General features: G+C 46.2%; 11 protein-coding genes. 5 read left to right on the top strand and 6 right to left on the bottom strand.

Translation table 11 applies throughout. From position 1 onward, the window contains the following. Positions 1–111: 111 nt before the first annotated feature. The 4 genes from EDC16_RS07885 to fur all read left to right on the top strand — a co-directional run bounded on the left by EDC16_RS07885 (position 112) and on the right by fur (position 2429). Positions 112–915: an alpha/beta fold hydrolase gene (locus tag EDC16_RS07885; RefSeq protein WP_132967143.1), complete on the top strand. Its 804-nt coding sequence runs from the start codon at positions 112–114 to the stop codon at positions 913–915. A 101-nt stretch (positions 916–1016) separates the two neighbouring features. Next, positions 1017–1298: a LexA regulated protein gene (ybfE, locus tag EDC16_RS07880; RefSeq protein ID WP_132967141.1), complete on the top strand. Its 282-nt coding sequence runs from the start codon at positions 1017–1019 to the stop codon at positions 1296–1298. Positions 1299–1308: 10 nt separating this feature from the next. Then, positions 1309–1833, top strand: coding sequence for a flavodoxin FldA (fldA, locus tag EDC16_RS07875; protein WP_132967139.1), 525 nt, complete (start codon positions 1309–1311; stop codon positions 1831–1833). A gap of 146 nt (positions 1834–1979) precedes the next feature. After that, a complete protein-coding gene (gene fur, locus EDC16_RS07870) occupies positions 1980–2429 on the top strand; it encodes a ferric iron uptake transcriptional regulator (RefSeq protein ID WP_132967137.1) in 450 nt (149 codons plus the stop codon). A gap of 70 nt (positions 2430–2499) precedes the next feature. On the opposite strand, the gene EDC16_RS07865 is transcribed toward fur, so the two are convergent. After that, positions 2500–4236: a thiamine pyrophosphate-dependent enzyme gene (locus tag EDC16_RS07865; protein WP_132967135.1), complete on the bottom strand. Its 1737-nt coding sequence runs from the start codon at positions 4234–4236 to the stop codon at positions 2500–2502. Positions 4237–4326: 90 nt separating this feature from the next. Continuing rightward, a complete protein-coding gene (ubiG, locus tag EDC16_RS07860; RefSeq protein ID WP_132967133.1) occupies positions 4327–5043 on the bottom strand; it encodes a bifunctional 2-polyprenyl-6-hydroxyphenol methylase/3-demethylubiquinol 3-O-methyltransferase UbiG in 717 nt (238 codons plus the stop codon). A gap of 207 nt (positions 5044–5250) precedes the next feature. On the opposite strand from ubiG, the gene gyrA reads away from it, so the two are divergent. Further along, positions 5251–7926 carry a DNA topoisomerase (ATP-hydrolyzing) subunit A gene (gene gyrA / locus EDC16_RS07855; RefSeq protein ID WP_132967131.1) on the top strand — a complete coding sequence of 892 codons (2676 nt, stop codon included), beginning with the start codon at positions 5251–5253 and terminating at the stop codon, positions 7924–7926. 117 nt (positions 7927–8043) lie between these two features. Here gyrA and EDC16_RS07850 read toward each other — a convergent pair whose 3' ends face one another. The 4 genes from EDC16_RS07850 to acnB form a co-directional block, all read right to left on the bottom strand. Beyond that, positions 8044–8538 (bottom strand): GNAT family N-acetyltransferase, encoded by a 495-nt coding sequence (locus EDC16_RS07850; protein ID WP_132967129.1) that lies wholly within the window; start codon positions 8536–8538, stop codon positions 8044–8046. A gap of 2 nt (positions 8539–8540) precedes the next feature. After that, positions 8541–8810 carry a type II toxin-antitoxin system TacA family antitoxin gene (locus EDC16_RS07845; protein ID WP_132967127.1) on the bottom strand — a complete coding sequence of 90 codons (270 nt, stop codon included), beginning with the start codon at positions 8808–8810 and terminating at the stop codon, positions 8541–8543. Between the two features lie 115 nt (positions 8811–8925). Next, positions 8926–10017, bottom strand: coding sequence for a metallophosphoesterase (locus tag EDC16_RS07840; RefSeq protein WP_132967125.1), 1092 nt, complete (start codon positions 10015–10017; stop codon positions 8926–8928). A 133-nt stretch (positions 10018–10150) separates the two neighbouring features. After that, positions 10151–12757: a bifunctional aconitate hydratase 2/2-methylisocitrate dehydratase gene (acnB, locus tag EDC16_RS07835; protein WP_132967123.1), complete on the bottom strand. Its 2607-nt coding sequence runs from the start codon at positions 12755–12757 to the stop codon at positions 10151–10153. Positions 12758–12879: the final 122 nt, after the last annotated feature.

The following is a 12879-nucleotide window of genomic DNA, read 5'->3' as shown; positions in this document are numbered from 1 at the left end:
TTGATGTTTGTTTATATTTTGAGTTGTAACAAACGGATAGCTTGATCCTAGCGCTAATTTAGCACATTATAATCGCTTAATTAAGATTAAACCACGACTTAGCGATAGCAAATGACTGAAAATCCATTATTAAATTACCAATTGCAACTGCCGCAATCCACATCGCAGGGTGACGACCATACTTTACCTACGTTAGTTTTTCTGCATGGCATGTTCGGCGATCTAAATAATTTAGGCATTCTTGCCCGAGCTTATGCCGACTACTTTCCGCTGCTGCGTATTGATTTGCGTAACCACGGACACAGTTTCCAACATGCCGAGATGAACTATGAACTGATGGCGCATGATGTTATCCGTTTGATCCAACATCTAAAATTAGAGCGTCTTATTCTGATCGGGCATTCGATGGGCGGAAAAACGGCCATGAAAATTGCTGCCTTATTGCCCAATCACGTAGAGAAATTGGTGGTTTTGGACATTGCCCCGATTGCCTATCATGAAAATCACCACGATGCTGTATTCAAGGCGCTGTTTGCCGTCAAACAAGCTCGTCCGCAAAGCCGTCAACAAGCCGATCCCATTTTGCAGCGCCACATTCAACAGCTCGGTGTTCGCCAATTCATGTTGAAATCTTTTGCACCACAACAGCCGGACTGTTTTTTATTTAACCTGACCGCACTTTATAACAATTACCCCGACTTGTTAAATTGGCAAGCGGTTTACAGTGACGTTCCTGCCTTATTGATTAAAGGCGGACGTTCAAGTTATATTTTGCCGGAATATAAAGACGCTATTCTGGCGCAATTTCCAAACGCCACTGCTTTCACTATCGGCCGCAGCGGGCATTGGATTCACAGCGACAGTCCCGAGTTGGTGATTAAAGCGATTGACCGTTTTCTGGCGTTGATACGTTGACACGCTGAAGGACGATTTATCTTTAAAACAAATTATGCTATAGTGCGCCAACTTAAAAATGGCTTATCATTCTCAATTAAAACAGTGATCGAAATTGGTTTATGGCAAAACAAGAAGCAGATTGCATTACATTGGATCTATTCCACAATCTACCTAAAGTAGGGCGTCCGAAAACCAACCCGCTGAGTAGAGAGCAACAGGCACGCATCAACAAACGCAACCAGTTACGCCGCGATCGTGCCTCCGGTTTAAAACGGGTAGAGCTGAAATTACACAGTGAGATTATTGAACGTTTACAGCAACTCGCTGACGAATATAACCTAAGTCGAGCGCAATTAATCGAGAATGTATTAAACGAATATTTAGAACAACAGCAAAAATAGGATACAAAATATGGCACTTGTTGGTTTATTTTATGGCAGCGATACTGGAAATACTGAAAATATTGCAAAAATGATCCAGAAGAAACTGGGCGATAATCTGGTGGATATCCGTGATATTGCCAAGAGCAGCAAAGCAGATATCGAAGCCTATGATTTTATTTTAATCGGCATTCCGACGTGGTATTACGGCGAAGCGCAAGCTGATTGGGACGATTTTTTCCCGACGCTGGAAGAAATCGATTTTACCGACAAAATCGTCGGCATTTTCGGCTGCGGTGATCAGGAAGATTATGCAGAATATTTCTGTGACGCCATGGGAACAGTACGCAATATCATCGAACCGCACGGCGCCACGATTGTCGGCTACTGGTCAACTGAAAGCTATAATTTTGAAGCGTCGCAAGCACTGGTTGATGGCGACAAATTTGTCGGCTTGTGCATTGATGAAGATCGTCAACCGGAACTGACCGAACAACGGGTCAGTGCGTGGGTCAAGCAAATTTATGATGAAATGTATTTGGCAGAGCTGGTTTAATCGTCTATACCTATCATAATTATTTTACATGATAATTTGCAATTGATAAGTATTCCTCATAGAATACAAGGGAATCATAAAACACTTATAGCGATTTTATCTGATTTGTTCCCTAATCAACGATAGCTATCCGATACGAGGTTAATATGTCTGAAGACAACATCAAATTATTAAAAAAAGCCGGTTTAAAAATTACCGAACCACGCTTGAAAATTCTGGCTTTAATGCAGAATCATCATAATACCGAATATCAGCATTTCTCAGCGGAAGATATCTATAAAATGTTATTGGAACAAGGGGAAGAGATCGGTTTAGCCACGGTTTATCGAGTGCTGAATCAATTTGATGAAGCCGATATTCTGATTCGCCATAATTTTGAAGGCAATAAATCAGTGTTTGAGCTGGCTCCAATTGATCACCATGACCATATCATTTGTATGGACTGCGGTAAAGTGATCGAATTCAGCGACGATATTATTGAGAAACGCCAAAAAGAGATCAGCAAAGAGTATGGAATCCAACTGGAAAACCACAGTTTATATCTGTACGGCAAATGCAACGACATCAAAAACTGTGATGAACCCAGTAAAAAATAATTTAGTAATCTAAGTAACAGATAAGCCCGCTAACACAGCGGGCTTATTTTTTAGGGATTTTGGCTATAAGTTAAAACAAATCCTTCAGATGCCCTAAATTAGTTTTCGCGGTATCAAACACTTCGCCCGCTTCCCCGGCATACAATTTCTTGGTCATCGAGGTCATAAAACCGCGCATTTGCTCCAAACTCGCATGTGGCGGCAAGCTCAGCGCATCCGAATTGGTGTAAATATTCACCAATGCCGGACCGTCATGGGCAAATGCCTGTTGAATCGCAGCTTCCACATCTTCAGTTTTGTGTGCCGCAAAGCCTTTGATATTCATCAATTCGGCAATTTTTTCAAATTCCGGATTTACCATGTCAGTTTGCCAATCGACCAAACCGGAGACTTCCATTTCCAGCTTGACCATGCCCAACGCGCGGTTGTTAAACAGGATAATTTTAATCGGCAATTTATATTGCATAATCGTCGCCAGATCACCCAACAACATCGACAAGCCGCCGTCACCACACAGAGCAACTACTTGTCTTGAACCGGAAACCGCAGCACCAATCGCCATCGGCATTGCATTTGCCATCGAGCCGTGATTAAAAGATCCGGTCAAATAACGATTTTTCTTACGCTTGATAAAACGTGCCGCCCATACCGATGTCATGCCGGTATCTACGGTGATCACCGCATCATCTGCCGCGATTTCATTCACCAAATGCGCCACATATTCCGGCTGGATATGATCTTCTGCGCCTTTATGTTGAATATAATGTGCAAAATTCGCCTCCGATTTGGCAAATTCCTGCTGCATTGCCGTCAGGAAAGTGCGGTCTTGATGCTGTTCCACCAGCGGCAGCAATGCGCGCAAAGTGTCACCGACATCGCCCGCCAAGCCTAAATCGACTTTTGCCCGCCGCCCCAGACGCTCAGGTTTGATGTCTAATTGTACAATTTTGTTTTTGGTCGGTAAAAACTCCGCATAAGGGAAATCGCAGCCCAACATCACCAGCAAATCCGCTTGGTTACACGCATCATAACCGGAACGATACCCCAGTTGACCATTCAGCCCGGCGCGAAATTCGTTATCATCACTGTCAAAGAAAATTTTGCCTCTGAACGTATAACAAATCGGTGCTTGTAATTTAGCTGCCAGCGCTTTGACCTCCGCTGCCGCCTCACGACAGCCATGTCCGCAATACAGCGTAATTTTTTTGTTTTGATTCAGCAAATCGGCAAATTGCTGTAATTCATTATCGTTCGGGCGATAAACCGCAGCCGTGGCATAATTGATTTCGGAAGTCGGAATGCCGACCGCACTTGCCGAAGCCACATCCCCCGGCAAGCCTAAAACAGCAACACCCTTTTGTGAAATTGCCGCTTGAGCCGCACTTTGCATCATATGCGGAAACTGCTGTGCCGTATTGGCGACTGCCACAAATTTGCTGCAATCTTGGAACAGGTAATAAGGGTTGGTTTCTTGAAAATAGTCTTGTGCGAATTTATGTGTCGGGCAAGTGCTGGCAATGGCGATCACCGGGTTGCCAGAACGATTGGCATCATACAATCCGTTAATCAAATGCACATGTCCCGGTCCCGAACTGCCCATACAACAGCCGATGCCGTTCAATTCTGCATCCATTGAAGCAGCATAAGCCGCCACTTCTTCATGACGCACATGGATCCATTCCAATTTTCCGTTGCTACGAATCGCAGCATTCACCGGATTCAAGCTGTCGCCGGTAATCGCATACACACGTTTTACCCCTGCTTGCAGTAACATTTCGACCAATTGGTCTGCGACTGTTTTACTCATCGGTTCCTCCTTTTGAAGATTGTGGTTAAAGTCCTAGCAATAAATAGCAGAAAAGTGCGGTTTGTAAAAGGCTATTTTACTCTAGATGTTTTAAAATGCTTTATGCCGAACCGCCAACATATAATTAGCACTGACATCAGGCTTTAAGCAAAAATTACCGCTCAGCGGATTGTAGTGATAACCGGTGATATCAAAACAGTCTAGATTTGCTTGCTCGCACCAGCTGATCAGTTCTGCCGGTTTAATAAATTTATCGTAATCGTGCGTGCCTTTCGGCAGCATTTTCAGCACATATTCCGCACCGACCACCACTAATGCCCACGCCTTCAAAGTGCGGTTGATAGTGGAAAAAAACAGCACGCCGTCTGGCTTCAGCAGTGCTTGACAACTGCGCACCACCGCACTTGGGTCGGGAACGTGTTCCAACATCTCCATGCAAGTGATCACATCAAATTTTTCACCTTGCTGTTGCTGCAACGCCTGTAAAAAATCTTCGATGGTCGTTTGTTGATAATCAATCTTCAAACCGCTCTGTTGTGCGTGTTCCAACGCCACTTGCAACGGTTGCGGCGACATATCAATCCCCGTTACCTCAGCCCCCTGCCGAGCCATGCTTTCCGCCAAAATCCCGCCGCCACAGCCGACATCGAGCACGCGCTTACCGAATAAACCGTTGGCTTGGCGCAAAATATAGTCCAGACGCAGCGGATTTAAGCGATGAATCGGTTTGAAATCCCCATCCGGATCCCACCAACTTTGCGCCATTTTGGCAAATTTTTCGATTTCCTGTTGATCAACGTTTTGCATGCTATCGGTTTCTCAAATAATGAATAAAACCGCACTTTGCCAATTTTATTCTAATTAAAAACGTGGCTTTTATTATGCAGAATTATCCATCAAAATTCACTATAAAATTAGGGAAAAATGGGGCTTTATGCTATAATCCGGTTACTTTTCAGCGATGGTTTTACCCGCTTTATAAGCTTTATATTCAGTCAATTAGGAAAACTTTGAATGAGCGAATTTGCAAGTGACGTTTCCCCCGTCAATATTGAAGAAGAACTAAAATCCTCCTACCTTGATTATGCTATGTCGGTGATTGTCGGACGTGCTTTGCCTGATGTGCGCGACGGGTTGAAGCCGGTGCACCGCCGTGTGCTTTTTGCGATGAATGTCGGCGGCTACGACTATAATAAACCGTACCGCAAATCGGCGCGTGTGGTCGGCGATGTGATCGGTAAATACCACCCGCACGGCGACAGCGCGGTGTACGATACGATTGTGCGCATGGCGCAGCCGTTTTCGCTGCGCTATATGCTGGTCGACGGACAAGGTAACTTCGGTTCGATTGACGGCGACTCGGCAGCGGCAATGCGTTATACCGAGGTCAGAATGACCAAAATCGCCCATTCGATGCTGGCGGATTTAGACAAAGAAACGGTCGATTTTGTGCCGAACTATGACGGCTCGGAGCAGATTCCGGAAGTGTTGCCAACCCGTATTCCTGCCTTGTTGGTCAACGGTTCTAGCGGCATTGCAGTTGGTATGGCAACCAATATTCCGCCACACAATTTAGGCGAAGTCATCGACGGCTGTCTGGCGTATATCGATAATAATGAAATTAGCATTGACGAATTGATGACCTATATTCCGGGGCCGGATTTTCCGACTGCCGCAATAATCAATGGCCGCAAAGGGATTGAGGACGCTTACAAAACCGGACGCGGCAAAATTTATGTGCGTGCCAGAGCGGAAGTGGAAACCGATGCCAAAGGCAAAGAAACCATTATCGTGCATGAAATTCCGTATCAAGTGAATAAAGCCCGCTTAATCGAAAAAATTGCTGATTTAGTTAAAGAGAAAAAAGTCGAAGGTATCAGTGCGCTGCGTGACGAATCCGACAAAGACGGGATGCGGATCGTGATTGAGATCAAACGTGATGCAGTGGGCGAAGTAGTGCTGAATAACCTCTATTCCTTAACCCAACTGCAAGTCACCTTCGGTATCAATACTGTCGCCCTCGATCACGGACAGCCAAAACTGTTAAATTTGAAACAGTTAATTGAAGCGTTTGTTCTGCACCGTCGTGAAGTGGTGACACGCCGCACCGTATTTGAATTGCGTAAAGCCCGTGAGCGAGCACATATTTTGGAAGGCTTGGCGATTGCGCTAGCCAATATCGATCCGGTAATCGAGTTGATTCGCCAAGCGCCAACCCCGGCCGCCGCCAAAGAGGGCTTGTTGTCGCAGCCGTGGCAACTGGGTAATGTGGCAGCAATGCTGGAAGCGACCGGTGTCGACAGCGCTCGTCCGGAAGATTTGGCGCCGGAATACGGGATTCGCGATAACACGTACTATCTGACCGAAGTACAAGCGCAAGCCATTCTCGATTTGCGCTTACATCGCCTAACCGGGCTGGCACACGATGAACTGCTGAACGAATATAAAGAAAAACTGACGATTATTGGTGGTTTACTGCATATTTTGAACACGCCTGAACGTTTGATGGAAGTGATCCGCGAAGAATTAAATGAGATCAAAACCCAATTTAACGATCCACGCCGCACCGAAATCACTGCCAGTTCTGCAGATATTAATCTGGAAGATTTGATTGCACCGGAAGATGTAGTGGTCACCCTGTCGCACGAGGGCTATGTTAAATATCAGCCGCTGTCTGACTACGAAGCACAACGTCGCGGTGGCAAAGGCAAATCCGCCACCAAGATGAAAGAAGAAGACTTTATCGAGCGCTTATTGGTTGCCAACACTCACGATACGATATTATGCTTCTCTAGCCGTGGTCGTCTGTATTGGCTACGCGTATTCCAGTTGCCGCAAGCCAGCCGTGGCGCACGTGGCCGCCCGATTGTCAATATTCTGCCGTTGCAGCCTGATGAACGTATCACCGCTATTTTGCCGGTCGCAGAATATGCCGATAATAAATTTATCTTTATGGCAACCGCCAGCGGTACGGTGAAGAAAACTGCACTGACCGAATTCAGCCGTCCACGCGCCAGCGGGTTGATTGCAATTAACCTGCGTGACAACGATGAGTTGATCGGCGTGGATATCACCGAAGGCGACAATGAAATTATGCTGTTCTCGTCGCAAGGCCGTGTGGTGCGTTTCAGCGAAGAAGCGGTGCGCGCCATGGGAAGAACTGCCACCGGTGTGCGTGGCATCAAACTGGCTCTCAGCAACGATCTCAGCGACGACGAAAACGAGAATGACGACAGTGCCGGGGATGATTTTGACACCGCACTTGACCTGAATATCGACAAAGTGGTTTCGTTGGTCGTGCCAAAAAATGATGGCGCAATTCTGACCGCCACGCAAAACGGCTACGGCAAACGCACCAAATTGGACGAATACCCGACCAAATCACGCAATACCAAAGGCGTGATCTCGATTAAAGTCAGCGAACGCAACGGCAAAGTCGTGGCGGCAGTGCAGGTGGAAGACAATGATCAAATTATGCTGATCACCGACGCCGGCACCCTGGTGCGCACCCGTGTCAGCGAAGTCAGCACTGTTGGACGTAATACCCAGGGCGTGCGCCTGATCCGCACCGCCGAAGACGAACATGTCGTCAGTTTGGAAACGATTTGTGATTTGGACGACGAGGAATCAGAAATAATTGATTCAGAAGTTACTGATACCACCGAAATGGTGGAAGAAGTCAAAGAATAAACACAAATTAAGATAAATAGCGCTATTTATCGACTCGATAGGGCGGATATTTTCCGTCCTATCGATAGATCACTCAAGTAACAAGCAAAAATATCTTTTGCTCTACGCTACATCAGATCAATATTTGGATAACATTTTTCGAATTGCCGCAACCGTCATAAATAATCGTTGTTGATCAATAGGCTCAAAACCATATTGACTATAAAAATCCGCTCTTCCCTCTTTCGCATCAACAAATACAACTGGGAAGCCGACAATTTCTGCTGCTCGCTTTAAATTTACCAGCGCATCAACCAGTAGTTTTGAACCAAAACGCTTTCCTTGAAAACGTTTATCGACAGCTAAACGAGAGATCAATCCTGCACTTTCAACAAATTTATGCTTATTTTGTAAGGTCAGTGGTAGGTTATCTAACTGAAAATTAATCATTGTCAGTGTATAAAAACCAATAATTTGTGATGGCTGTATCGGATCAACCAGAACATAGCTTCTTGAATGATCTCTTTCGCCCAATTGATTAGCGGTTAATTTAAGAAAATTATTCAGCGGCTTAACGCCACAATCAAAACCAGATCTATCATGAATTCTACTATTTAGCGGCACAATAACCATACTTATCTGCCTAAGTGTTCTTCAAAGGCTTGCATTAACTTCTGATTTTCCATATCTGGATTGTCTAGAGCAGACAATAACTTGAGAGAGCTCTCTCTATTTAACTTAATCAAATTTTCTGCTTGCAAAATTTCTTTTGCTTTCTCGACAGCAGCATTCACTACAAATGAATTAATACTGGTAATCCCCGCTAACTTTGCAGCTTGCAGTAGTAACGATTGAGTATCTTGATCAATGCGCGCAGTAATCCGTGGCGTGGCAGTAGTATGCATAATAAACTCCTATAATGTGCCATTTTGTCACATTATAGGTATGTTTTGAATATTAAGCAATGCTACCTTAAGTCAGTATAACGATCTCCAATTCATCCTGACCGCACTTTTAATGTTAACGATTAATATCAATCACCACCACTTCCGCTTGTGAGCCGATTCGAAATGGGATGCCCCAAAAGCCGTAGCCGGAGGTGACCACAAAATGACGGTCGTTTAAGTTAAGATAGCCGTGATCCAGCGGATAAATGGCTTTAGTAATCAAATTCGCCGGAAAAACTTGCCCTTTGTGTGCATGTCCCGAGAGTTGCAGATCCAATGCCAATTGGCTGTTTTCAATGATATCGTCCGGGCGGTGATCAAGCAGGATCCGCAGGCGGTTATCTTGCGGTAGATAACCGAGCAGTTGATCTAACGGCAAGCGGGTTTTATCCAGGTGATCGTTGCGTCCGACCACCACGAAGCGACTGTCAATCGAAACCGCTTCGTCTGCCAACACTTTGATCCCTACAGCTTGTAATGCTTGACGAATTTGTTGTTGTGCGCCGAAAAAATCGTGATTGCCGAGGGTGGCATAAACGCCGAGCGGTGCGCGTAATTTCTGCAAGTGCGGTTGCATATTTTCTGCCAGATAATACTCCAAATTATCATCCATAATATCGCCCGGCATCAGGATGATATCGACCTGTTGCTGCTGCATAATCTCGGCTAATTTATCCAACTGTTTTGCACCAAACAGTTTGCCTAAATGCAGATCGCTGACTAAACCGATACGCAGACTCCCCTGCAATTTGTCGCTGTGAATTGCATAATGTTGCACATACGGGGTGTAGGCATTGTATAAACCAAAACCAATGATCGAAACATACAGCAACGGCGCTACCAGACGCAAAGTGCGGTCAAGTTTAAGCGGATTGACGACACGCTTTACCAATAAACGGATCAGCCACAGCCCCAGCGTGAGCATAAAGGCGTAGGCAAGCAAAAACAGTACAAAAGCGGTGATTCTGTATTGTGGAAAAACACGACTGGCCGTAATCGCCATTAAGATATTCGGCAGCAGCCACAGCAAGGCACTCAGCAGAAAACCGCACTTTTGCCCGATGTAGGGTTTCAGATACCAACGCAGACCACGGTTGCTGATATAAATAAACAGTTGTGCGGTTAAAATCACAACCGCAAAGATAATTAAATAGCGTGGCGGCATTATTTGCTCTCCCCAATAACTAAAAAAGTGCTTCAAAAAAAGAAAAATCCTCTGACCAAAATCAGAGGATTGCATTATACCGATTAAATCGGACTTAACGATAGATTTTATACCGCACTTTTAAGCGGCATTTTTATACCGCCGTTTGAAAAATCACTTCATCCGCTTTTTTCACATAGCTATTGATCTGGTCAAAATTCATATAACGGTAGGTATCCGCTTTATCAGTTTGCAGATCGGCTGCGTAGCGCAGATATTCGTCCACCGTTGGTAAACGCCCTAATAAGGCGGCAATTGCCGATAATTCAGCCGAGGCCAAATATACATTCGCCCCTTGCCCTAAACGGTTCGGGAAGTTGCGGGTCGAAGTCGACACCACGGTTGCCCCGCTCGCCACTCGTGCCTGATTGCCCATACACAATGAACACCCCGGCATCTCCATTCTGGCACCACTCTTACCAAAAATGCTATAGTATCCCTCTTCGGTCAACAATGCCGCATCCATTTTGGTCGGTGGCGCAATCCATAAACGGGTTGGGATCACCTCTTTGAATTTATCCAGTAGTTTGCCTGCCGCACGGAAATGACCGATATTGGTCATACAAGAACCGATAAACACCTCATCGATCTTATCTCCGGCAACGTCCGACAGTTTACGCGCATCGTCCGGATCATTCGGCGCACACAAAATCGGCTCTTTGATTTCATTCAAATCAATTTCAATCACTGCTGCATATTCCGCATCGGCATCGGCTTGCAACAATTGCGGATCAGCCAGCCAAGCCTGCATTCCCTTGATTCGACGCTCCAAAGTTCGCACATCGCCGTAACCTTCGGCAATCATCCATTTCAACAGCGTGATATTCGAATTCAGATATTCGATAATCGGTGCTTTATCCAGCTTAATGGTACAAGCCGCCGCCGAGCGCTCTGCCGAAGCATCAGACAGTTCGAATGCCTGTTCGATTTTCAGATCTTCCAAGCCTTCGATTTCTAAAATCCGCCCTGAGAAGATATTTTTCTTGCCTTTTTTCTCTACCGTCAGCAAACCTTGCTGAATCGCATAATACGGAATCGCATGCACCAGATCCCGCAGCGTGATTCCCGGTTGCATAGTGCCGCTGAAACGCACCAGCACGGATTCCGGCATATCTAACGGCATCACGCCGGTCGCCGCAGCAAACGCCACCAAGCCGGAACCCGCCGGGAAGGAAATACCGATCGGGAAACGGGTATGTGAATCGCCGCCGGTGCCAACCGTATCCGGCAACAACATTCGGTTTAGCCACGAATGGATAATGCCGTCACCGGGACGCAGCGACACACCGCCACGGTTCATAATGAAATCCGGCAAAGTGTGATGGGTGGTAACATCCACCGGTTTTGGATAAGCCGCGGTATGGCAAAAGGATTGCATCACCAAATCGGTTGAAAAGCCCAAACACGCCAAATCTTTCAATTCATCACGAGTCATCGGTCCGGTGGTGTCTTGCGAGCCAACCGAGGTCATTCTCGGTTCACAATATTGCCCCGGGCGAATGCCGTCCACACCACAGGCACGCCCGACCATTTTTTGTGCCAACGTGAAGCCTTTGCTGCTCTGCTCAGTGGCTTTCGGCTTCGCAAACACCTCATTTTCCGGTAAGCCCAATTCACAACGGGCTTTATGGGTCAGCCCACGCCCGATAATCAACGGAATCCGTCCACCGGCACGCACTTCGTCCAGCAACACATTGGTTTTTAAACTGAACTCAGCCAAAACTTGCTCAGTGCCGTGTTTGCAGATTTTGCCTTGATACGGATAAATGTCGATCACATCGCCCATTTCCAGATTGTTGACATCCACTTCAATCGGCAATGCGCCCGCATCTTCCAAGGTATTAAAGAAAATCGGTGCAATTTTGCTGCCCAACACCACACCACCGGCACGTTTATTCGGCACAAACGGAATATCGTCGCCCATAAACCACAACACGGAATTGGTCGCCGATTTACGCGACGATCCCGTGCCGACCACATCACCGACATACGCCAGCGGAAAGCCTTTTTGTTTTAACTTTTCAATCTGTTTGATTGGGCCGATAACCCCGGCTTCGTCAGGCTGAATACCCTCACGTTCATTTTTTAACATCGACAGCGCATGCAGTGGAATATCCGGGCGTGACCAAGCATCTTGCGCCGGCGACAAATCATCGGTGTTGGTTTCTCCGGTCACTTTAAACACGGTTACAGTGATTTTTTCCGCTAATTTCGGACGAGATAAATACCATTCAGCCTCTGCCCAAGAGTGTAACACTTGTTTAGCGTAATCATTGCCTGCATTGGCTTTCTCTACCACATCGTGAAAATTATCAAACATCAGCAAGGTGGAAGAGAGTGCGGTCGCTGCCAACGGTGCCAGTTTTTGATTATCCAGCGCTTTCAGCAACGGCTCAATGTTGTAGCCACCTTGCATCGTGCCAAGCAGCTCGACCGCCCTTTCCGCCGAAATCAACGGCGAACTGACATCACCACTCACTAGCGCAGATAGAAATGAGGCCTTCACATACGCCGCTTCGTCAACGCCTGCCGGCACCCTGTTTTCAAATAAATCGACTAAAAAAGCCTCTTCCCCTGCCACCGGTTTTTTCAGCAGCTCCACCAACCGGGCGGTCTGTTCTGCATCCAGCGGCTTAGCAACCACACCTTGCTGTAAGCGTTGTTCAACATGGGCTCGATAATCGGCTAAGAAATCTGACATCATTACACCTCGTCATTATGATTGTGAGTAAGTAGAGTAAGTTATGGCTCAACAACAGATCTTCGCTAAATCTATTGTTATTAAATTGTTACATATTACACCCTCTATAGTGCGACGCTACC

Origin of the sequence: Testudinibacter aquarius, assembly GCF_004342725.1 — a bacterium.
In the GTDB taxonomy this organism is placed as follows: domain Bacteria; phylum Pseudomonadota; class Gammaproteobacteria; order Enterobacterales; family Pasteurellaceae; genus Chelonobacter; species Chelonobacter aquarius.
The sequence above is the reverse complement of the archived record's forward strand: the minus strand, read 5'-3'. Positions and strand labels throughout refer to the sequence as shown.

Coding starts and splice junctions, on each gene's coding strand:
- EDC16_RS07885 (WP_132967143.1), top strand. CDS start 112: ATGACTGAAAATCCATTATTAAATTACCAATTGCAACTGCCGCAATCC.
- ybfE (WP_132967141.1), top strand. CDS start 1,017: ATGGCAAAACAAGAAGCAGATTGCATTACATTGGATCTATTCCACAAT.
- fldA (WP_132967139.1), top strand. CDS start 1,309: ATGGCACTTGTTGGTTTATTTTATGGCAGCGATACTGGAAATACTGAA.
- fur (WP_132967137.1), top strand. CDS start 1,980: ATGTCTGAAGACAACATCAAATTATTAAAAAAAGCCGGTTTAAAAATT.
- EDC16_RS07865 (WP_132967135.1), bottom strand. CDS start 4,236: ATGAGTAAAACAGTCGCAGACCAATTGGTCGAAATGTTACTGCAAGCA.
- ubiG (WP_132967133.1), bottom strand. CDS start 5,043: ATGCAAAACGTTGATCAACAGGAAATCGAAAAATTTGCCAAAATGGCG.
- gyrA (WP_132967131.1), top strand. CDS start 5,251: ATGAGCGAATTTGCAAGTGACGTTTCCCCCGTCAATATTGAAGAAGAA.
- EDC16_RS07850 (WP_132967129.1), bottom strand. CDS start 8,538: ATGGTTATTGTGCCGCTAAATAGTAGAATTCATGATAGATCTGGTTTT.
- EDC16_RS07845 (WP_132967127.1), bottom strand. CDS start 8,810: ATGCATACTACTGCCACGCCACGGATTACTGCGCGCATTGATCAAGAT.
- EDC16_RS07840 (WP_132967125.1), bottom strand. CDS start 10,017: ATGCCGCCACGCTATTTAATTATCTTTGCGGTTGTGATTTTAACCGCA.
- acnB (WP_132967123.1), bottom strand. CDS start 12,757: ATGTCAGATTTCTTAGCCGATTATCGAGCCCATGTTGAACAACGCTTA.